This window comes from Streptomyces mutomycini (genome assembly GCF_001700505.1).
Lineage (GTDB): Bacteria > Actinomycetota > Actinomycetes > Streptomycetales > Streptomycetaceae > Streptomyces > Streptomyces mutomycini.
Genome location: NZ_MAPV01000211.1, coordinates 12,852 through 33,067, shown reverse-complemented (window position 1 = coordinate 33,067; position 20,216 = coordinate 12,852). Strand labels below are relative to the sequence as shown.

Below are 20,216 nucleotides of genomic sequence, written 5' to 3'. Positions count from 1 at the left end.
TCACCGAGCGCTGCCGCCGCCGGTGCGCTCCGGGAGGACCCGTGGCGGCTGCTGGCCGTGCCGGGCGTACGGCCCGAGCAGGCGGACGGCTTCGCCCGGGCGCTGCTGGGCGCGGAGTGCGGCCCGGACGACGGGCGGCGCACCGCGGCCCTCGTGAGCTGGATGCTGGAGCGGGCGGCACTGAGGGGCCACACCGCGCTGGACGCCGACGAGGTGCGGGCGGGGCTGGCCGGTCTCTCCGTGGCCGACCCCGGGGAAGCCGTCCAGCAGGCCGTCGCCGAGGGCGTCGTGCTGGTCTTCCAGGACGGCGACGGCGGCGCGGAGCCGCAGGGGACGGCTGAGGCCGAGGAGGAGTCGTCCGAGGACGGCGCGGGGAGCGACGAGGAGCCCGTGCGGGTCCTGCTCGGCCTCGACCGGTACGCCCTGGCCGAGGAGAGCCTCGCCGACGGCCTGGCGCGGCTGGTCAACTCCTGCGGGAAGGGCGCCGACTGGACCGAAGCCGCCGACGCAGCACCGTCGCCTTCGGCGGGCGAGCTGATCCGGGCCGCTGCGAACGCGGGCCTGGTGGTCCACAGCGGTGGCGAGAGCGCCCGGGCCGAACCCGCCGCCCTCATCGCCGCCGCGCGCGGACTCGGTCTGCGGGCCCTGGGCACCACCCACAGCGCGGACGGCCGGCGCCGGCTGGCAGCCGCGGCAGGTCATCCGGAGTCCGCGGTCACGCTCTCAGCGCTGCTCTCCGGCGAGGGCGGGCCGGGCCGGGACGCGGACGGCGCGTTCGCCGTCGACGTGCTGGTCGTCCTGGACGCCCCGCAGCTCGACGTGGAGACGGCCGCGATGCTGGTGGAGTCCCTCGCCGACGGGACGCGGCTGATCCTGAGCGGCGATCCGGGTGTGCTCGGGTCGGCCGGCGCGGGCCGGGTGTTCGCCGATGTGATCGCGTCGCGCGCCTGCCCGCACGTGGTCTCGCGCACGCCCGACCCGGGGCCGATCGGCGAGCTGGTCTCGGGCATCGGCATCGGCGAGCTCGCCCAGGTCGAGGCGCCGGGCAGGGAAGTGGTGATCGTGCCCGTCCGCGACGCCGGCGAGGCCGTCCACCGCACGGTCCAGCTGGTGGCCGACTCGGTGCCGCGCGCCATCGGCGTGCCCTCCGCCGACACACAGGTCATCACGGTCGGGCACGGTGGTTCCGCGGGTACGACGGCACTGAACGCGGCTCTCAAGCAGCGCCTCAATCCGGGGCCGGGCCGTTTCGGCGGCTTCGATCCCGGCGACCGTGTGGTCCACGTCCCCGCGCCCGGCAGGGCGGTGCCCGGCTCGGTCGTCTCGGCCGACGCCGGCGGCCTGCACCTGGACTGCTCGGGCACACCCGTCGTCGTACCGCAGGACCGGGTGGAGGCCTCGGTGCGCCATGCCTGGGCGCTCAGTGCCCATCAGGCGGCGGGGATGCGCTGGCCCGCGGCCGTCGTCGTCCTGCCCGGCGACGCCGCGCAGGGGCTCAGCAGGCCCTGGGTGTACACGGCGTTCAGCCGTGGGGAGCGGCACCTGTCCGTGGTGCACGGCGTGGACCAGGCCCTGCCGCGTGCGGTGGCCGAGGTCCCGGCGCAGGAACGGACGACCAGGCTGCGGCCCCTGCTGGAGGCGCTGCCCACCCCGGACGCCTCGTAGCGGGTGTCGGCGCCGGCCCGGCCGGAGCATGCCGACGGCCCCGGCGCGCTGCGTGCCGGGGCCGTCGGGCGGTGGGATCAGGAGCGTTCCGCGACGACGCCGTCGGGGTCCCCGTCCAGCTCGTCCTCCTCGTCGAAGACCGCGCTGACGTCGAAGCGGCAGACCACCATCGAGGGATCCGCCTCCTCGAACGGCGCCGCGAGCCACTCCCCCGGCTCGGGAAGCTCCTCCACGGCGGAGACCCAGAGGGTGGAGTCCCCTTCCTCGAGGCCGAACTCCTGGTGCCGGGAAGCGATCTCGTCCGCCTCGTACTCGCCGAACACCACTCCCAGAGCGGCGTGCACGCCGGCGGCCGGCAGACCGTCGCCGTCCTGCCCGTCCGGGTCGAGGTCGGCGAGCCGCTCGGCCTGGGCGAGCAGCCGGGCAGGCTCCGCCACCGCGTAGTCTCGCCTGATCAGGACGCTGACGGCGTGCGGCTCCTCCGGGCCGGCATACGGCGGGAGGGAGTCCTGGGCGGCCGGGATCTCGAACGGGGTGACTTCGTCGTAGCGGTCGTAGAGCAGTTCGTCGTAGACCTCGGCCGCGGCGGCCAGTGCGTTGAACGCGTCGGAGACACCGGGGTCGTCGTCCCCGGTACGGCGTTCGACCGCCTTGAGGTGACGGTCGAGCGCGGTTTTGACTGCATCGGCGGCGGCGCGTACCTCGGCAGCGGTGGGCTGCGCAGCATCAGACATAGGACAGACGCTATCCGTACCGGGGGTCTGCCCGCACAATAGATGCGATGCCGGAATACGAATTCATCGACGTGTACGTGCCGCGCGGGGTGTCCCGCAAGGAGGCGGCCCGCCTGCTGACCGACCATGCCGAGTACGGGCACTGGGAGTTGGACCGGCTGACGCTGCGGCGTGACGGCAGCCGCCGGGTGCGGCTGCGCCGCCGCATCATCCGCCAGCTCCGGCCCACCTGGTAGCACGGAGCGGGCCCCGCGTGTGCGGAACCCGCTCGTCACACCCGACGGGGCGCAGGCGCTATGCGGCGCTGCGCGAACGTCGGTACAGGACCGTGCCCGCACCCGCGAGCAGCAGACCCGCGCTCGCCGGGATGAGCAGGTCGAGCCCGCCCCCACCGGTCTGAGCGAGCTGCTCGCCCGCCACGAGCTGGGTCTCGGGAGCCGGCGGAGCGTCCGGCGTGACCGGCTTCTCCGGGGTGTGCGGCGTCCGCGGCACGACGGGAGGCGGGGCCGTCTCCGTGTCGTTCTCGCAGCTGTTGCCGAAGACCGGGTTGAGCAGTCCGCCGACGGTGACGCTGTTGCCGCAGACGTTCAGGGGGATCTCGACCGGCACCTGCACCTGATTGCCGGAGAGGATTCCCGGGGAACCGGTCGTCACGGCGTGGGCCGAGGTACCGGAAGCGCGGTGCCTGCCCGTCCCCGCCCCGTTGTCGCGCATGTCCTGGTGCCCGGACGCCCGGCTGCCGCTGTCGCGCGCGCCCTGGTGCCCGGACGCCCGGCTGCCGGAGCCGTGACCGGAGGAGGAGCCGCCGTCCGAGGCGGACGCGTGTCCGGAATCCGAAGATCCGTTTCCGCATTCGTTTCCGCTCGTGGGGTTGAGCAGACCGCCGACGTCCACGGAGTTTCCGCACACGTTGACGGGTACGTCGATCGGGACCTGGATCGAGTTCCCCGAGAGCACGCCCGGTGAACCCGACGCGGCGCCGGCCGCACCCGCGTCGGCGTGCGCGTATCCGCTACCGAGCGCGAGCACTCCACCCGCCGCTGCCATGGTGATCAGGCCTTTGCGTGTGACCTGTCGCATAGGTTGCTTTCCTGCCTTCTGCCTACCGAAATACCCCGGCGCAACCGCGCCGGGGCCCGATGCCCAGCGGCCCCGGAGTGCATGGCACGCACTCCGGGGCCGACCGGACTCAAACCCTCACGGGCTGACGCGCATCGTCACGCGTTGACGCAGGTGTTGCCGAAGGCGGGGTTCAGCAGCCCGATCACGGAAACGGTGTTGCCGCACACGTTCACCGGAACGTGGACCGGCACCTGGACGACGTTGCCCGAGAGCACGCCGGGGCTGCCGATGGCGGCACCCTGGGCGCCGGCGTCGGCGGACGCCATACCCGCACCCGCGAGCACGAGACCACCGGTAGCAGCCGCGATTGCGACGACCTTCTTGATCATGATTCCTCCTAGTTGACAAGTGCGGTCCCAGCCGCGGACCGCATCACGTCTAACGAAGAGGGGGTGAGGGGGCTACGAGCAGACGATCTCTTTCACCCTTTCGGTGAGGTGCGCACAGGCTGGCGAATTCACCCGCCTGCGAGGTCAGGAGTGGTCGATGAACCGGTCGAGCACCCTGGCTCCGAAGGTCAGGCCCTCCACCGGGACCCTCTCGTCCACCCCGTGGAACATGCCGGCGAAGTCCAGCTCCGGCGGCAGCTTCAGCGGGGCGAAGCCGAAGCAGCGGATGCCGAGGTCGTCGAAGGACTTCGCGTCGGTGCCGCCGGAGAGCATGTAGGGCACGGCACGGGCGATCGGGTCCTCGGCCTTGAGTGCGAGCTGGATCGCGTCCACCAGGGACCCGTCGAAGCTCGTCTCCAGCGCCTTGTCGCCGTGTACGTCCTCGCGCTTGACCCGCGGCCCGAGGATTCGGTCGAGGTCGGCCAGGAACTCCTCCTCGTAGCCGGGCAGGAAACGCCCGTCCACGTGCGCGGTGGCCTGTCCGGGGATCACGTTCACCTTGTAGCCGGCGCCGAGCATGGTGGGGGCGGCGGAGTTCTGCAGAGTGGCGCCGACCATCTTGGCGATCCCGCCGAGCTTGGCGAGCGTGGCCTCCATGTCCTCCGGGTCGAGCGGGGTGCCGAGCGCGTCGGACAGCTCGTCGAGGAACGACCGTACGGTCTTGGTCACCCTGACCGGCCACTTGTGGCGGCCGAGCCGGCCGACGGCCTCGCAGAGCTCGGTGATGGCGTTGTCGTCGTTGGTCATCGAGCCGTGCCCGGCGGTGCCGTCCACGGTGAGCCGCATCCAGTGCATGCCCTTCTGCGCGGTCTCCACCAGATAGAGGCGCAGGTTCTCGTTGACGGTGAAGGAGAAGCCGCCGACCTCTCCGATCGCCTCGGTGACGCCGTCGAAGAGGTCCCGGTGGTTGTCGACGAGGTGGCGCGCACCGTACGTGCCGCCCGCCTCCTCGTCGGCGAGGAAGGCGAGGACGATGTCGCGCGGGGGCTTGCGGCCGCTGCGCATGCGGTCGCGTACGACCGCGAGGGTCATCGCGTCCATGTCCTTCATGTCGACCGCGCCCCGGCCCCACACACACCCGTCGGCGATCTCGCCCGAGAACGGATCGTGTGTCCAGTCCGCCGCGTTGGCCGGCACGACGTCGGTGTGCCCGTGGATCAGCAGCGCGGGCCTGGAGGGGTCCTCTCCCTCGATCCGGGCCACGGTGGAGGCGCGCCCCTTGTGGGACTCGAAGATCTTCGGCTCGAGCCCGACCTCGGCGAGCTTCTCGGCGATGTACTCGGCGGCGGCACGCTCCCCGGGGCCCGAGTGGTCGCCGTAGTTGCTGGTGTCGATCCGGATCAGGTCACGACAGAGGTCCACGACCTCGTTCTCGGCCCTCTCGCCGATGCCGGCCCGGTCCGTGCTGGTCTCGCTCACGCTGCTTCCTTCCACTGTCGCGGTGGTGCTCCCCCTCATCCTCGCGCGCCGACGCCCCGCGCCCAAGGCCGCCCGGCGCTCGTCATGCGTCTTGAGTGCCCGGGGGCGTGATCGAGCACCTCCGAATGTTTGCTATGGTTTTCCACGTCGGAAGGGGCAGCGCCCCGGAGGACACACCCGGTCCGGGTGGCGGAATGGCAGACGCGCTAGCTTGAGGTGCTAGTGCCCTTTATCGGGCGTGGGGGTTCAAGTCCCCCCTCGGACACCAGCGGAAAACCCCAGTTCTTCTGGGGTTTTTTCTGTTTCCCGGACTGTGGCTCGACCGGCGTGGCCGGACGAGGGTGCGGCTCAGTCACGGCCGGCGACCTGCGTGGCGAGGAAGTCCAGCAGCGCGGCGTTGAAGTGTCCGGGCTGCTCGACGCCGGGCAGGTGCCCGGCCTTCTCGATGACGGCCCGCGTGGCGTGGGGGACGAGGCGGTGGATCGCCTCGGCGTCCGCGACCGGGGTGTAGACGTCGTCGGCGCCGACCAGGATCAGCACGGGGCTGCCGACGCAAGCAAGCGTGTCCCGGTAGTCAGGGCGTTCGGCCCGGCCGCGCAGTGCCGCGGCGGCACCGCGCGGGTCGGTGGCACGCATCATGTCCAGGACCCGCTCGGCGACGTCCGGCATCGCGGCGACGTTGTACGCGGCGAGCATCTTGCCGATCACCTCGCCCGCGTAGCCGTCCATCCCCTCGGCGAGGAGCCTGTCGGCCAGCTGGTTACGGAACTCCTTGCCCTCGTCGGTCTCGGCGGGAGCGGAGGTGTCGGACAGGACGAGGGCACGTACCCGCCCGGAGTGACGGCGCTGGACCTCCATGGCGATCTGACCCCCCATGGAGACACCGCCGACCACGGCCTGCTCGATGCCCAGGTGGTCGAGGAGCGCGGCGAGGTCGTCGGCGAAGTCGGAGAGAAGAACCTTGCCGGGGGTGACGCCGCTGGCACCGTAACCGCGCAGATCGGGGGTGACGACCCGGTATCCGGCTCCGGTCAGCGCTGCGACCTGGGGCGCCCACAGGGTGCGGTTGAAGGGGTGCCCGTGGATCAGGAGGACCGGCAGTCCGGCCCGGGGACCGAGGTCGTCGTGGGCGAGGGTGGTACCGCGCAGGGTTATGGCGTTCATGCCGGGCACCCTAGCCCCATGATCCGCGGGGAGACGGGCGTTTCGCCCGTGCCGGTCCGGTCACCGGCGGAACACCCCCCGAGCCGACCCGGGGGTGTTCGCTCCTCCCCGTCCTACTCCTTGATGCGGAGGAAGGTCACGGAGTGCGCCAGAAGCGCCGTCGCCCTCCACCGCCCACGCCCTCCCTGAGGGCGCCCGGCACGGAACGGTGCTACCGGTCACGCGGGAGGGAGTACGAGCGTCCTCCGGGGGTCTGCCCGATGGGATGATGAGGGGACCCTGCCCGTCCGTTCCGGGCCCCCTCCGGCGACAAGGACCGATGGCGATGAGAGGCCGGGCGAAGCCCCCCGCCGCCCCACTCCCGCAGCGGTGCGGGATCGATCCCGTGCGGGTGAGGCTGCCGGAGGATCCCGACGGTGCGTGGGAATGCGTCCGGGACCACCTGCTGGACCGGTTCGCGGGAGCGGTCGGGGCGCGGCGGGTGGACGCGATGCTCACCGAAGGGCTGTTCGTCGGGGCCGACGGCGTCGCTGTCGGGGGCGAGGAGCCGTACACCCCGGGCCGGTTCCTCTGGTTCCACCGGGATTTCGCACCGGAGGAGCCGGTGCCCTTCCCGGTCGGTGTGGTGTACCGCGACGAGCACCTCGTCGTCGCCGACAAGCCGCACTTCCTCAGCACCACCCCGCGCGGCCGGCACATCACCGAGACCCTGACCGCCCGGCTGCGCCGGGAGACGGGGCTGCCGGAACTGCAGCCCGCGCACCGGCTGGACCGGCTGACGGCGGGCCTGGTCCTCTGCGTCGTGCGGGCCGAGGACCGGGGCGCGTACCAGACGCTGTTCCGGGACCGGCTGGTGCGCAAGGAGTACGAGGCGGTGGCGCCGTACGATCCGGAGCTCACGCTCCCCCGCATCGTGCGGAGCAGAATCGTGAAGGAGCGCGGGGTCATCGCCGCGCGCGAGGAGCCGGGGGCCGCCAACAGTGAGAGCCGGGTCGAACTGCTGGAGCGCCGGGGCACCTTCGGGCGCTACCGGCTGCTGCCGGCGACCGGTCGCACGCATCAGCTGCGGGTGCACATGAACGCGCTGGGGCTGCCGTTGGTGAACGATCCGGTCTATCCGGTGGTGCGGCCCGATCCGGAATGCGAGGACTACGCGAACCCGCTGCAACTGCTCGCGAGCGTGCTGGAGTTCACCGACCCGGTCACGGGTGAGCCGCACCGCTTCGGGAGCGGGCTGCGGCTCTCCGCGTGGCCGGACCGGTGAACCCCGCGACGGTCAGTGGCCGCGGTTGATCCAGTCCTCCAGGTTCGGGGCCTCCGCACCGATGGTGGTGGAGTCCCCGTGTCCGGTGCGGACGGCGGTCTCCGGCGGGAGGGTGAGCAGCCGGTCCCTGATCGAGTCGATGATCGTCGGGAAGTGCGAGAAGGACCGTCCGGTGGCGCCCGGCCCGCCCTGGAAGAGGGTGTCGCCGGTGAACACGGTGTCCAGCCCGGGCGCGTGGAGACAGACCGCGCCGGGGGCGTGCCCCGGGGTGTGCATGACCTTCAGCCGCGTCCCGGCGATCTCCAGCTCCTGACCGTCGGCCAGTTCGGCGTCCGGGGCGCGGTCCGGGTGGGTCTGCTCCCACAGCGGCAGGTCGTCGGGGTGCAGCAGGATCGGCGCCCCGGTGGCGGCGGCGAGGGCCGGGGCCGCGTCGATGTGGTCGTTGTGCGCGTGGGTGCAGATGATCGCGCGCAGCGTACGGCCCCCGAGTGCGGCCTCGATGGCCGCGGCGTCGTGGGCGGCGTCGATGACGACGGCTTCGGTGTCGTCGCCGACGATCCAGACGTTGTTGTCGACGTCCCACTCGCCGCCGTCGAGGGCGAAGGTGCCGGAGGTGACGAGGTGGTCGATGCGGGCGGCCATCAGAGGACCACCACCGAGCGCAGGACGTCGCCGTCGTGCATCCGGGCGAAGGCCTGCTCGATCTCGCCGAGCTCGATGGTCTCGGTGACGAAGGCGCCGAGGTCGAGACGTCCCTGCTGGTGCAGGTCGATGAGCATCGGGAAGTCCCGCGAGGGCAGGCAGTCGCCGTACCAGGAGGACTTGAGCGAGCCACCGCGCCCGAAGACGTCGAGGAGCGGGAGTTCGAGCTGCATCTCGGGCGTGGGTACCCCGACGAGGACGACGGTGCCGGCGAGGTCCCGGGCGTAGAAGGCCTGCTTGTACGTCTCCGGGCGGCCGACCGCCTCGATGACGACGTCGGCGCCGTTGCCGCCGGTCAGGGCGCGGATCGCCTCGACGGCATCGTCGGAGCGGGAGTTGACGGTGTGGGTGGCGCCCATCTTCTTCGCCGTCTCCAGCTTGCGGTCGTCGATGTCGACCGCGATGATCTTCGCCGCGCCGGCCAGCCGGGCACCGGCGATCGCCGCGTCTCCGACACCGCCGCAGCCGATGACGGCGACGGAGTCGCCGCGGCCGACCTGGCCGGTGTTGATCGCGGCGCCGATGCCCGCCATGACACCGCAGCCGAGCAGTCCGGCGACGGCCGGGGAGACCTCGGGGTCGACCTTGGTGCACTGGCCGGCGGCGACGAGGGTCTTCTCCGCGAACGCCCCGATACCGAGCGCCGGGGAGAGCTCCGTGCCGTCCAGGAGGGTCATCTTCTGCTTGGCGTTGTGGGTGTCGAAGCAGTACCAGGGCCGGCCGCGCAGACAGGCACGGCACTGGCCGCACACCGCACGCCAGTTGAGGACGACGAAGTCGCCCGGAGCGACGTCGGTGACGCCGTCGCCGACGGACTCCACGACACCCGCGGCCTCGTGGCCGAGCAGGAAGGGGAAGTCGTCGTTGATGCCGCCCTGCTTGTAGTGCAGGTCGGTGTGGCAGACGCCGCACGCCTGGATCTTGACGACGGCCTCACCGGGGCCGGGGTCCGGCACCAGGATCGTCTCGACCCGCACGGGCTCGTTCTTTCCCGGTGCGATGACCCCTTGTACCTGCTGCGCCATGCCGTGGTCTCCCATCCCGACTGCCCCGTTGTAGCGAAGATCGATCCCGCCCACCGTACCCGGGCGGGGAGCCGCTCACGGGGCCAGTACGTCCAGTTCGTGCAGTGCGCCGACCGCGATCTCCTTGGTCAGCCGCTCCGCTCCCCCTGCGTCGCCCTCGCGTACGGCTTCGGCGAGCCGGACGTGGAGGGTGACGGCGGCGGGGTCGGGGTCCTCGAACATCACCTGGTGGTGGGTACGCCCGGCGAGTACCTCGGCGACGACGTCGCCGAGCCGCGCGAACATCTCGTTGCCCGAGGCGTTGAGCACGATGCGGTGGAAGGCGATGTCGTGCCGGAGGTAGCCCTCGAGCTGCTGGCCGCGAGAGGTCGCGACCATGCCGAGGGCGCACTCCGTGAGCGCGGCGCACTGCTCGGCGGTGGCGTGCCGGGCCGCCAGGCCCGCGGCGACGGGTTCGACGGCGGACCGCAGCACGGTGAGGGAGCGCAGCTGCCGGGGCCTGTCGGAGCCGGCCAGCCGCCAGCGGATGACCTGGGGGTCGTAGACGTTCCACTCCTCGGTGGGCCGCACGGTGACTCCGACCCGGCGACGGGACTCGACGAGGTGCATGGATTCCAGGACGCGGACCACTTCGCGTACGACGGTGCGCGACACGTCGAAGCGCTGGGCGAGCTCGTCCGTGCGCAGGACCAGGCCGGGCGGGCAGTCACCCGCCGCGATCTCCAGGCCCAGGGCGTCCAGCACATGCGTATGGAGCCCCTGGGCAGGTGTGGTCATGCGCTCAAGCCTACGGGGCGGCCTGGAGGAGCGAAAAGTACGACGTTTATGTCACAGCCTCTTGAATAAGTCGTATGTAATGGGTTTCAGTAGCGCGACGGACCGATGTCGATGAAGACAGCGAGGCACCAATGAGCACCCCCCACGTCGTCGTGGTGATGGGCGTAGCAGGGACCGGCAAGACCACGATCGGCCCCCTGCTCGCCGACGCACTCGGCGTCCCCTATGCCGAGGGCGACGACTTCCACCCGCCGGCCAACATCGCCAAGATGTCCGCCGGTACGCCGCTGGACGACGACGACCGCTGGCCGTGGCTCGACGCCATCGGGCAGTGGGCACACGGCCGGGCGGGTCTCGGCGGTGTCGTCAGCAGTTCGGCGCTCAAGCGCGCCTACCGCGACCGGCTGCGTGCCGAGGCCCCCGATGCCGTCTTCCTGCATCTGACCGGCGACCGGGCGCTCATCGAGCGCCGCATGGCGGATCGCAAGGGCCACTTCATGCCGACCGCGCTGCTGGACTCCCAGTTCGCGACCCTCCAGCCGCTGCAGGCGGACGAGGCGGGGGTCTCCGTCGACGTGTCCGGCACCCCCGAGGAAATCACCGACCGAGCCGTCGCCGCGCTGCGCCGGCTCGCGAACTAAGGATCACCACCGTGACCAGTCTCAGCGTCGAGATGTTGGCAGCGGACGCCGTCGAACCCATCACTTCGGCCGGCAACGCACAGCTGGGCATCGCCGTACTGGCGGGCATCGCCGTCATCGTCCTGCTCATCACCAAGCTCAAGATGCACGCGTTCCTCGCGTTGACCATCGGCTCCCTCGCGCTCGGTTCGTTCGCCGGGGCCAACCCGGCGAAGACGATCACCAGCTTCACCGCGGGCCTCGGTTCGACCGTCGCGGGGGTCGGTGTCCTCATCGCCCTGGGCGCCATCCTGGGCAAGCTCCTCGCGGACTCCGGCGGCGCCGACCAGATCGTCGACACGATCCTCGCGAAGGCGAGCGGGCGGGCCATGCCGTGGGCAATGGTCCTGATCGCCTCGATCATCGGGCTTCCGCTGTTCTTCGAGGTCGGAATCGTCCTGATGATTCCGGTGGTGCTGCTCGTCGCCAAGCGCGGCAACTACTCCCTCATGCGGATCGGCATCCCCGCGCTCGCGGGTCTGTCCGTGATGCACGGGCTGATCCCCCCGCACCCCGGTCCGCTGGTGGCGATCGACGCCCTCGGCGCCAACCTGGGCGTCACACTGGCCCTCGGTGTGCTGGTGGCCATCCCGACCGTGATCATCGCGGGCCCGGTCTTCTCCCGCTACGCCGCCCGCTGGGTGGACATCGAGGCGCCGGAGAAGATGATCCCGCAGCGCCCGTCCGAGGACCTGGACCGCCGCCCGAGCTTCGGCGCGACCCTGGCGACGATCCTGCTGCCCGTCGTACTGATGCTGGTCAAGGCGCTCGTCGACATCGTGGTGGACGACCCGGAGAACCACGTCCAGCGGGTCACCGACGTCATCGGCTCGCCGCTGATCGCGCTGCTCGCGGCCGTCATCGTCGGCATGTTCACCCTGGGCCGCGCGGCCGGCTTCACCAAGGACCGTCTCGCCGGCACCGTCGAGAAGTCCCTCGCCCCGATCGCGGGCATCCTCCTGATCGTGGGTGCGGGCGGCGGGTTCAAGCAGACCCTCATCGACGCCGGTGTGGGCCAGATGATCCTGGAGTTCTCCGAGAACTGGTCGATTCCCGCCCTGCTGCTCGGCTGGCTGATAGCCGTCGCGATCCGGCTGGCGACGGGTTCGGCTACCGTGGCCACCATCTCCGCGGCCGGTCTGGTCGCCCCGCTGGCCGCCGACATGTCCACGTCCCACGCGGCGCTGCTCGTCCTCGCGGTCGGTGCGGGTTCGCTCTTCTTCAGCCACGTCAACGACGCCGGGTTCTGGCTGGTGAAGGAGTACTTCGGCATGGACGTCCCGCAGACGATCAAGACCTGGTCGGTGATGGAGACGATCATCTCCATCGTCTCGCTGGCCTTCATCCTCCTGCTGTCGCTCGTGTTGTAGCCGGCTCCCCCGGACCCAGCCACGAGCGGCGCCACTCCCCCGGCTCCCGCCGCAACGGGTGCCGGGAACGGGCCCACAGGCGCTCGACCGACCCGGTGCGCATGCCACGGCGTGCCTCCGGGCCGGGCGGGCGCCTTCGCCATGTGGCCCGGCCAGGACGACGCCGGTCGGCCACCCGCGGCCGGCCTTCATCAGGCCGCGGGTGGTCTGCGCCTGGTTTCAGCGCGGCGCGGCCTCGCCCTTCGCCGCCTTCTCCAGCTGGAACGCCTCGTTCCCGAGGCCGATCCTCGCGTGGACGTCGGGCTTGGTGCGGCGCAGCACCGCGCCGTGGACCAGGCCGACGGCGAGGGCCAGGACGATGACGCCGGGCAGCAGCCAGTTCAGCGTCGAGCCCGGGCCCGAGCCGACCAGGACGTCGAAGTCCCGGACGGTGAGGACGGCGATGGCCAGCAGGGCCAAGCCCGCGAGTCCGGAGGCGACGAGGCGGGGCGCCTGGGCCCGGCCGGCGCCGCGCCTTACGAAGAACGCGATGACGGCGAAGGAGGCCGCCGCCATCAGCACGATGACGCCGAGCGCGCCGACGTTGCCCATCCAGGTGAACAGGTGCAGGACGGGCGCGGTGGGGTCGCCGACGGGGTTGTCGTCGGTGAGGGCGAAGGCGAGCACGATCACGACGGAGAGCGCGGACTGGAGCATGGAGCCGGTGGCGGGAGCGCCGCTGGCCTTGCTGGTCCGGCCGAAGCCGGCGGGCAGCAGCCCTTCCCTGCCCATGGCGAACGCGTAGCGGGCGACGACGTTGTGGAAGCTGAGCAGGGCGGCGAACATGCCGGTGACGAACAGGACGTGCAGGACGTCGGTGAAGGTGGCGCCGAGCCGCTCCTCGGTGAGTCCGAAGAGCATTCCCGGGCCCTCCTTGAGGGAGGTGTCGGCGATGGAGGAGGGACCGGCGGCGACCGTGAGGGCCCAGGAGCTGACGGCGAGGAACAGGGCGGCGTAGCCGACGGCGAGGAACATCACGCGCGAGACGACGATCTGGGGACGGCTGGTCTCCTCCGCGTACACCGGGGCCTGTTCGAAGCCGACGAACGCGGCGATGCAGAAGCAGAGCGCGGTGCCCAGGCCCGCGCCGGTGAGGGTCTCGGGGTTGAACGCGTGCAGGGAGAGGCCCTCCGGGCCGGGCTCGGCGACGGCGGCGATGTCGAAGATCACGACGAGTGCGCACTCGACGACGAGCAGTACGCCGAGGACCTTGGCGTTGAGGTCGATCTTCAGCCAGCCCAGCACGCCGACGACGGCCACGGAGACCACGGCGGGGATCCACCACTGGAGTTCGATGTCGAGGTAGGTGGCGAAGAGGCCCGAGACCTCGAAGCCGAGGATGCCGTAGATGCCGACCTGCATCGCGCTGTACGCGACCAGCGCGACGAGCGAGGCACCCGCGCCGGCCGTGGGACCGAGGCCGCGTGCGATGTAGGCGTAGAAGGCCCCGGCGTTGTGGACGTGCCGGCTCATCTCCGCGTAGCCGAAGCCGAACAGCATCAGGACGCTGCCGAGGATGACGTAGAGCAGGGGCTGCCCGACGATGCCCATCACTCCGAAGACCGTGGGCATGACCCCGGCGACGACCATGAGGGGGGCGCTGGCCGCGAGGACGGACAGGAGCAGCCCGGTGGTGCCGAGCCGGTCCGCGCGCAGCGCGCGATCCTCACCCTTGTAGGTGTTGATCCCGCCGGTGTCGCCGGCTGCCCCGGCGGTGCCGGTCCCACTCGTATCTGTTCTGCCCGTCGACATGGCGGGGGTGGTCCCTTCGTCTATGACTACGTGCGTCAGGGTGCGCCGAGCGCGAGGGTGCGCGCGGCGAGGAATTCGGGGTACGGGTCGCGGCCGGCGTACGACCACGGGGCTTCGGTCGCATGGCGGCCTATGCGGTGGAACAGCGCGGCGGCCTCGGCGGGGCGGCCCTCGCAGGTCTTGGCGTGGGCCAGGAAGTTGAGGTCGGCGCGGTGGCGGGGGTGGTCCTCGCGCTCCCATTCGAGCCACCAGTCGAAGGCGGCCTTCATCACCTGTCTGGCCCGGCGTCCCGACCAGTGGCCCGAGGCCGCCGGATCGTCCGGCACGGCGCCGGCCGCGACCAGCACGCGGTAGCGCTCGGCGTGGGCCACGACGGGGAGTACGGCGAGCGGTGAATCCGCCGGGGCCTGTTCGGCGGCCCATGCGGCGAAGTCGTACACCTCGTGGAGCGGGTCGCTCTCCGGGTGCGCCTCGGCCAGACCGGCGGTCATGAGGTGGTGGGCGTGGTGGTGTTCGGGGTGGCGGGCGTGGATCTCCTCGAAGTGCCTGGCGGCCTCCTCGTGGCTGCCGTGTGTGCGCTCCAGCGTCATGAGGCCGAGCCAGGGGGTGGGGTCGGCGGGGTCGAGCCGTGCTGCGGCCAGGCACGCCTCGCGCGCCCGGTCGCGTGTACGGGCGTCGGCCTTGGGGTGCTGGGCGCGGGCGACGGTGGCGCAGGCGAGGAGTGTCGTGGCGTCCGCGCTGCCGGGTTCGGCCAGCAGCCAGTCACTGGCCCAGCCCGCGGCGGACGGTACGGCGGCGAGAGCGAGCAGGCGATGGCCGCGGCGGTCCCAGTCGGTGCCGGTGGCGACGAGCAGGGAGCGGGCCCTGGTCCAGCGCCCCTGGGCGAACTGCACTCGTACGTCGCTGAGTTCGCCGTCGTCGAGCGCCAAGTCGAAGATGTGACCCGGGCGTCCGCCCTTACGGCGGGGACGGCCCAGGGGTGGCGGAGGCGGAGACATCCGCAGGCTTCCTTCTCGACTTCGGCATGAAGCCCGCGCATTTCGATGCTGTGTGCGAGCAAACGATCGCGCACAGCAAAGCGGTAGGCAACGGTCCCAGTCAAGGGCAGCCCTGCCTCAACCGCGCCCACCCACCACGCGGTTACGGGTCCTCACCAGTGGTGTGAACCATTCACGCAGCTCGCGAGCCGTCCACCGGAGTGACGGGTGGGGAAGGCGTGACGCGTGCCACACTGCCGTCATGGAGAACCGTGAACCGCTCAAGCCCTTCCTTCTCGCGTTTCCCGGGCCTCTGCGCGACAGGCTCGTAGCGGCCGTGCTCTCGGGCGAGAAGGTCTGCACCTCCGGACTGCTCCTGGAGTACGAGGTGGAGCGGGAGGAACTCCCGCCGGTGGGCGAGCGGTCCGCGCTCATCGACTCCGACGGCCGGGAGGTCGCCGTGGTCGAACTGACGGATGTCCGGGTCCTGCCCCTCGGGTCGGTCGGACTGCAGCACGCGCTGGACGAGGGCGAGGGCTACACCTCGGTGGCCGAGTGGCGGGCGGGACACGAGAGGTTCTGGCACAGCGAGGAGATGCGGGAGGCGCTGAGAGACCCGCACTTCACCGTGGACGACGACACGATGATCGTCGCGGAGCGCTTCCGGGTGGTCGGGCCGCTCGCCTGACTCTCGTCAGATTTCTCGGACGGGCGGCGGCAGCTGTCCGCGCAGCCACGCGGGATCCGGGTTGACGTGCGGCCGGCCCGCCACCACGACGGTCGGCACGGTCTCGTCGCCGTCGGTGGCCGCCCTCACCGCCGCCGCCCCCGCCGGATCGCGCCAGATGTCGACCCAGTGCAGCTGCCGGGCGCCGCGGCCCAGCCGGAACCGCAGACGCAGGCAGTAGCCGCAGCCCGCACGCCAGTAGACGACCGGCCTTCCGTCGGCCGCGCTCCGGCGCAGAGCCTCGGCCGCGCCGATCGACCGGGGGAACGCCAGTGGCGAGTTCAGGGCAGCGAGCAGGACGAACGGGAGCAGGAGTGCGGCGGCCGCCCCGGTGGATCCCCTGAGGACCGACGCCGCGGCGACGAGTGAGCCGCTGACCGTCAACAGGACCGGCAGGATCCAGGCGCGTGTCGTGGGTCGCAGGTTACCGGGCGGGGGTCCGGCGGACCGGCGGTCCCGCGCCGGGGTTTCAGCCGATGGCCTTCGCCGCCGCCCGGCCAGCCGTCCGGCCCGAGAAGATGCAGCCGCCGAGGAACGTGCCCTCCAGCGAGCGGTAGCCGTGGACCCCGCCGCCGCCGAAACCCGACGCCTCCCCCGCCGCGTAGACCCCGGGCAGCGGGGTGCCGTCCTCGGTCAGGACGCGGGAGGACAGGTCCGTCTCCAGGCCCCCGAGCGATTTACGGGTCAGGATGTTGAGCCGTACGGCGATGAGCGGGCCCGCGGCCGGGTCGAGGATGCGGTGCGGCTTCGCCGTGCGGATCAGCTTGTCGCCCAGATAGGAGCGGGCTCCGTTGACCGCCGTGATCTGGAGGTCCTTGGTGAAGGGGTTGGCGATCTCACGGTCGCGGGCCGTGATCTCGCGGCGCAGGGCGTCCTCGTCGATGAGGCCTTCACCGGTGAGCGCGTTCATCCCCCGTACGAGCGCCCCGAGGTCCTTCTCGACGACGAAGTCCACCCCCTTGTCCATGAACGCCTTCACGGGCCCCGGGACGTCGGCGCGCGCCCTGCCGATCACGTCGCGCACCGACTTCCCCGTCAGGTCCGGGTTCTGCTCGGAGCCGGAGAGCGCGAACTCCTTGCCGATGATCTTCTGGTCGAGGACGAACCAGGTGTAGCCGTAGCCGGACCGCATGATGTGTTCGAGGGTTCCCAGGGTGTCGAAGCCCGGGAAGAGCGGGACCGGCAGCCGCTTGCCGCGGGCGTCCAGCCAGAGGGAGGACGGGCCGGGCAGGATGCGGATGCCGTGCTTGTCCCAGATCGGGTTCCAGTTCTCGATGCCCTCGGTGTAGTGCCACATCCGGTCGCGGTTGATGTGGTGGGCGCCCGCCTTCTCGGCGATGCCGAGCATCAGTCCGTCGACGTGGGCGGGGACCCCGGAGAGCATCTTCGCGGGCGGCGTGCCCAGCCGCTCCGGCCACTGGGCGCGCACGAGGTCGTGGTTGCCTCCGATGCCCCCGGAGGTGACGATCACGGCCTGGGCCCTGAGCTCGAAGGAGCCCGTGACCTCGCGGCTGCTCGCCGTGCCCCGCTCGGCGGCGCTGTCCTGGAGGATCTCCCCGGTGACCGTGTCGACCGCGCCTGCCGAGCGGCCGAGGCCGGTCACCCGGTGCCGGAAGCGCGCCTGGACGAGGCCCTTCGCCATGCCCTCGCGGACCCGCCGCTCGAAGGGGGCGACGACACCGGGGCCGGTGCCCCAGGTGATGTGGAAGCGGGGGACGGAGTTGCCGTGGCCGTTCGCGTCGTAGCCGCCGCGTTCGGCCCAGCCGACGACGGGGAAGAGCCGCAGCCCCTGGGCGTGCAGCCAGGACCGCTTCTCCCCCGCGGCGAAGTCGACGTACGCCTCGGCCCATTGCCGTGGCCAGTGGTCCTCGTCGCGGTCGAAGCCGGCCGTGCCGTACCAGTCCTGGAGGGCCAGCTCGTGGCTGTCCTTGATCCGCATCCGCCGCTGTTCCGGCGAGTCGACGAGGAAGAGCCCGCCGAAGGACCAGTGGGCCTGGCCGCCGATGGACTGCTCGGGTTCCTGGTCGAGCAGGATCACCGTGCGGCCCGCCTCGACGAGCTCGGCGGTGGCCACCAGCCCCGCGAGTCCTGCCCCGATCACGATCACATCAGCGTCGTACGCCATGGCTTCCATCCTTCGGGGCGGTGCGGTGCGGCGGCGGGTGAAGTTACTTGTGAGTCAGATCTTCGGTACGGGCCGCGCCCACGTCAACCGTCCGGTCGGTGGCGCCCTCACCGGTCCCGTACGGCTGCCGGGCTATCGTCGGAACGTGTCGGTGCTGGTACTCCTGCTGTCCGTGGGCGCCGCCTGCTGCCTGGGCTTCGGTTTCGTCCTCCAGCAGGACGCCGCCCGCCGTGCGCCCCTGAGCGACTTCCTCTCCCCCCGGCTGCTGCTCGACCTGATGCGGGTCCCGAGCTGGCTCGCCGGGATCGGCCTGATGGTCTGCGGCATGGTGCTGGGCGCGCTGGCTCTCGGCCAGGGCGAGGTGTCGGTCGTGGAGCCCCTCCTGGCGACCAACCTGCTCTTCGCGATGGGGCTGTCGCGCTACCGCACGGGCCAGTCGCTGGGCCGGCAGGGCTGGGGAGGGCTCTGCCTGCTGGCCGGCGGTGTCACCGCCTTCCTGGTGGCCGGCGAGCCGCGCGGCGGGGAGTCGGTGTCCTCGCCGTTGCGGCACTGGCTGGTGATCGGTGTCGTGGCGGGGCTCGCGCTGTTGCTCACCGCCTGCGCCAGGCATCCGCGGACCCGCGGGACCCCCGTCCTGCTCGGTCTGGCGGCGGGACTGCTCTACGGCTTGCAGGACGCCCTGACCAGGCTCAGCGGAGAGCGTCTGAGCGACGGCGGCTGGGCTGTGCTGCTGACCTCCTGGCAGCCGTACGCCGTCCTGGTCCTGGGCGTGAGCGGGCTGATCCTGGTCCAGAGCGCGTTCGAGGCGGGGCCGCTGCGGATGTCGCTGCCGGCGCTGACCGCGGCACAGCCGCTGGCGGGGATCGCCTGCGGGATCGGCTTCCTCGGTGACCAGGTGCGCACCGACTCGGGCGCCCTGGCCTGGCAGGCCGTGGGGCTTGCGGCGATCGTGGCCGGGATCGTGCTGCTGGGGCTGCACCCGGCGATGCCGGAGGGGAGGGAACGGCACGGGTCCACGGCGGCCGACCGGCTCATGTTGGATGGGCCCCATGAATCCGGCTGACGAGATCCTTGACATTGTCGACGAGAACGACGTGGTCGTCGGGCAGGCGCCCCGCGGCGAGGCGACGGAGCGGGGCCTGCGCCACCGCTGCGTCTTCATCGAGGCCAGGGACGCGGCGGGCCGGCTGTTCGTGCACCGCAGGACGGCCACGAAGCTGGTCTTCCCCTCGCACTACGACATGTTCGTCGGCGGGGTCGTGGGCGCGGGCGAACCGTACGACGTGGCGGCGCTGCGGGAGGCCGAGGAGGAGCTGGGGGTCTTCGGCCTCCCCCGCCCCACGCCGCTCTTCAAGTACCTCTACGAGAGCCCCGCGCACAGCTGGTGGTCGTACGTGTACGAGGTGCGCTGCCCACTGCCCGTGCGGCCCCAGGCCGAGGAGGTCGACTGGCACACCTTCCTCACCGACGCCGAGGTGGAGGAGCGCCTGGACGACTGGACGTGGGTGCCGGACGGGCTGGAGGCGTACCGCCGGCTGCGGGACTTCCGGGCCGGCGGCGGGACGGGGGCCACCGGATGAGCGATTTCGTGCGAGGACTGCGGCTGTGGCTCGCCCCGGAGCGGATCCGCGAGGAGGGCGACACCCCGGACTACCGTTTCTCCCTCGCCAACGAGCGCACCTTCCTGGCCTGGATCCGGACGGCTCTCGCCCTCATCGGCGGCGGTTTCGCCGTCGACCAGTTCCTGCCGGGACTGGCCTGGGGCATCCGCGCGGGCCTGGCCCTCGGGCTGCTGGCGGCCGGAGTGCTCTGCGCGCTCCGCGCCGTCAACCACTGGGTACGGTGCGAGCGTGCGATGCGGCGCGGGGAGGATCTGCCGGTGTCACGCTTCCCCGCCCTGCTCGGCCTGGTGGTCGCCGTGGTGGCGGTCGTGATGGTGGTGGTGGTCCTGTTCGGCTGGGAGGGGCGGTGACCACCGCGGAGCGCGATCCCGGCCTGCAGCCCGAGCGGACCCGGCTGGCCTGGCGCCGCACCACGCTGGCGTGCACGGTGGTGGCCCTGCTCGCCGTCCGGCAGGCACTGCACGGCGGGGCCACCGCGGCAGGTGTGCTCGCGGTGGCCCTGAGCCTGCTGGCCTGGCTGGGCTTCCTCGCGGTGGCGCACCGCCGGGTCACGGGCATGACGACGGCGAAGCCCGCCCCGCTGTCATCACGCCTTGCCCTGGCGGCGGCAGGGTGCACGGTCGCGCTCGCGGTGTTCGCCGTGGCCACCCTGTTCTGAACGGA

The 20,216-nt window shown here is 71.8% G+C and carries 22 protein-coding genes and 1 tRNA gene; 11 read left to right on the top strand and 12 right to left on the bottom strand.

Going from position 1 to position 20,216, the window contains the following annotated elements:
- A partial coding sequence (locus BFF76_RS26635; RefSeq protein WP_065849213.1) for an ATP-binding domain-containing protein occupies positions 1-1,665 on the top strand: 1,665 nt, incomplete at its 5' end.
- A 77-nt stretch (positions 1,666-1,742) separates the two neighbouring features.
- Here the strand turns inward: BFF76_RS26635 and BFF76_RS26630 are convergent.
- A complete protein-coding gene (locus BFF76_RS26630; protein WP_031099526.1) occupies positions 1,743-2,399 on the bottom strand; it encodes a hypothetical protein in 657 nt (218 codons plus the stop codon).
- Between the two features lie 47 nt (positions 2,400-2,446).
- Between BFF76_RS26630 and BFF76_RS26625 the strand changes: the two genes are divergently transcribed.
- Positions 2,447-2,635 carry a DUF5703 family protein gene (locus tag BFF76_RS26625; protein ID WP_053930948.1) on the top strand — a complete coding sequence of 63 codons (189 nt, stop codon included), beginning with the start codon at positions 2,447-2,449 and terminating at the stop codon, positions 2,633-2,635.
- Positions 2,636-2,693: 58 nt separating this feature from the next.
- Here BFF76_RS26625 and BFF76_RS26620 read toward each other — a convergent pair whose 3' ends face one another.
- The 3 genes from BFF76_RS26620 to BFF76_RS26610 all read right to left on the bottom strand — a co-directional run bounded on the left by BFF76_RS26620 (position 2,694) and on the right by BFF76_RS26610 (position 5,368).
- A complete protein-coding gene (locus BFF76_RS26620) occupies positions 2,694-3,479 on the bottom strand; it encodes a chaplin (RefSeq protein WP_065849212.1) in 786 nt (261 codons plus the stop codon).
- Positions 3,480-3,616: 137 nt separating this feature from the next.
- Positions 3,617-3,850 carry a chaplin ChpH gene (gene chpH, locus BFF76_RS26615; RefSeq protein ID WP_031099530.1) on the bottom strand — a complete coding sequence of 78 codons (234 nt, stop codon included), beginning with the start codon at positions 3,848-3,850 and terminating at the stop codon, positions 3,617-3,619.
- A gap of 144 nt (positions 3,851-3,994) precedes the next feature.
- On the bottom strand, positions 3,995-5,368 hold the full coding sequence (locus tag BFF76_RS26610; protein ID WP_381823745.1) for a M20/M25/M40 family metallo-hydrolase: 1,374 nt from the start codon (positions 5,366-5,368) through the stop codon (positions 3,995-3,997).
- Between the two features lie 141 nt (positions 5,369-5,509).
- On the opposite strand from BFF76_RS26610, the gene BFF76_RS26605 reads away from it, so the two are divergent.
- Positions 5,510-5,597, top strand: a tRNA-Leu gene (locus BFF76_RS26605).
- A gap of 80 nt (positions 5,598-5,677) precedes the next feature.
- On the opposite strand, the gene BFF76_RS26600 is transcribed toward BFF76_RS26605, so the two are convergent.
- A complete protein-coding gene (locus BFF76_RS26600) occupies positions 5,678-6,493 on the bottom strand; it encodes an alpha/beta fold hydrolase (RefSeq protein WP_065849210.1) in 816 nt (271 codons plus the stop codon).
- A gap of 325 nt (positions 6,494-6,818) precedes the next feature.
- Here BFF76_RS26600 and BFF76_RS26595 point away from each other — a divergent pair, with 325 nt between their 5' ends.
- On the top strand, positions 6,819-7,757 hold the full coding sequence (locus BFF76_RS26595; RefSeq protein ID WP_031099536.1) for a pseudouridine synthase: 939 nt from the start codon (positions 6,819-6,821) through the stop codon (positions 7,755-7,757).
- Positions 7,758-7,769: 12 nt separating this feature from the next.
- On the opposite strand, the gene BFF76_RS26590 is transcribed toward BFF76_RS26595, so the two are convergent.
- The 3 genes from BFF76_RS26590 to BFF76_RS26580 all read right to left on the bottom strand — a co-directional run bounded on the left by BFF76_RS26590 (position 7,770) and on the right by BFF76_RS26580 (position 10,261).
- Positions 7,770-8,399 (bottom strand): MBL fold metallo-hydrolase, encoded by a 630-nt coding sequence (locus BFF76_RS26590; RefSeq protein WP_031099540.1) that lies wholly within the window; start codon positions 8,397-8,399, stop codon positions 7,770-7,772.
- The gene (locus BFF76_RS26585) at positions 8,399-9,484 is read right to left on the bottom strand and encodes an S-(hydroxymethyl)mycothiol dehydrogenase (RefSeq protein ID WP_031099542.1); all 1,086 of its coding nucleotides are present in this window, start codon (positions 9,482-9,484) and stop codon (positions 8,399-8,401) included. The genes BFF76_RS26590 and BFF76_RS26585 overlap by 1 nt, the downstream gene beginning before the upstream one ends.
- A 75-nt stretch (positions 9,485-9,559) precedes the next feature.
- Positions 9,560-10,261 (bottom strand): FadR/GntR family transcriptional regulator, encoded by a 702-nt coding sequence (locus BFF76_RS26580; protein WP_031099544.1) that lies wholly within the window; start codon positions 10,259-10,261, stop codon positions 9,560-9,562.
- 131 nt (positions 10,262-10,392) lie between these two features.
- On the opposite strand from BFF76_RS26580, the gene BFF76_RS26575 reads away from it, so the two are divergent.
- Positions 10,393-10,902, top strand: coding sequence for a gluconokinase (locus BFF76_RS26575; RefSeq protein ID WP_031099546.1), 510 nt, complete (start codon positions 10,393-10,395; stop codon positions 10,900-10,902).
- 11 nt (positions 10,903-10,913) lie between these two features.
- Positions 10,914-12,311, top strand: a complete 1,398-nt coding sequence (locus BFF76_RS26570) for a GntP family permease (protein WP_031099548.1) — start codon at positions 10,914-10,916, stop codon at positions 12,309-12,311.
- A gap of 219 nt (positions 12,312-12,530) precedes the next feature.
- Here BFF76_RS26570 and BFF76_RS26565 read toward each other — a convergent pair whose 3' ends face one another.
- Together BFF76_RS26565 and BFF76_RS26560 are read right to left on the bottom strand one after the other, a co-directional pair.
- Positions 12,531-14,102: an APC family permease gene (locus tag BFF76_RS26565; RefSeq protein ID WP_031099553.1), complete on the bottom strand. Its 1,572-nt coding sequence runs from the start codon at positions 14,100-14,102 to the stop codon at positions 12,531-12,533.
- A gap of 35 nt (positions 14,103-14,137) precedes the next feature.
- Complete coding sequence (locus BFF76_RS26560; protein WP_065849209.1) at positions 14,138-15,100, bottom strand: hypothetical protein; 963 nt, start codon at positions 15,098-15,100, stop codon at positions 14,138-14,140.
- A 241-nt stretch (positions 15,101-15,341) separates the two neighbouring features.
- Between BFF76_RS26560 and BFF76_RS26555 the strand changes: the two genes are divergently transcribed.
- Positions 15,342-15,767, top strand: a complete 426-nt coding sequence (locus tag BFF76_RS26555) for an ASCH domain-containing protein (RefSeq protein WP_053930943.1) — start codon at positions 15,342-15,344, stop codon at positions 15,765-15,767.
- 6 nt (positions 15,768-15,773) lie between these two features.
- Here BFF76_RS26555 and BFF76_RS26550 read toward each other — a convergent pair whose 3' ends face one another.
- On the bottom strand, positions 15,774-16,229 hold the full coding sequence (locus BFF76_RS26550) for a glutaredoxin domain-containing protein (protein ID WP_065849208.1): 456 nt from the start codon (positions 16,227-16,229) through the stop codon (positions 15,774-15,776).
- A gap of 46 nt (positions 16,230-16,275) precedes the next feature.
- Complete coding sequence (locus BFF76_RS26545; RefSeq protein WP_031099557.1) at positions 16,276-17,931, bottom strand: FAD-binding dehydrogenase; 1,656 nt, start codon at positions 17,929-17,931, stop codon at positions 16,276-16,278.
- A 145-nt stretch (positions 17,932-18,076) separates the two neighbouring features.
- Here BFF76_RS26545 and BFF76_RS26540 point away from each other — a divergent pair, with 145 nt between their 5' ends.
- Genes BFF76_RS26540 through BFF76_RS26525 form a run of 4 tightly spaced genes read left to right on the top strand, consistent with a single transcriptional unit; the run spans position 18,077 to position 20,211 of the window.
- On the top strand, positions 18,077-18,994 hold the full coding sequence (locus BFF76_RS26540) for a DMT family transporter (protein ID WP_065849214.1): 918 nt from the start codon (positions 18,077-18,079) through the stop codon (positions 18,992-18,994).
- Entirely contained in the window at positions 18,981-19,511 is a 531-nt protein-coding gene (locus BFF76_RS26535) for an NUDIX hydrolase (RefSeq protein WP_031099561.1), read from the top strand. The genes BFF76_RS26540 and BFF76_RS26535 overlap by 14 nt, the downstream gene beginning before the upstream one ends.
- Entirely contained in the window at positions 19,508-19,903 is a 396-nt protein-coding gene (locus BFF76_RS26530) for a YidH family protein (protein ID WP_031099564.1), read from the top strand. Before BFF76_RS26535 ends, BFF76_RS26530 begins: the two co-directional genes overlap by 4 nt.
- Positions 19,900-20,211: a DUF202 domain-containing protein gene (locus tag BFF76_RS26525; protein ID WP_065849207.1), complete on the top strand. Its 312-nt coding sequence runs from the start codon at positions 19,900-19,902 to the stop codon at positions 20,209-20,211. Before BFF76_RS26530 ends, BFF76_RS26525 begins: the two co-directional genes overlap by 4 nt.
- Positions 20,212-20,216: the final 5 nt, after the last annotated feature.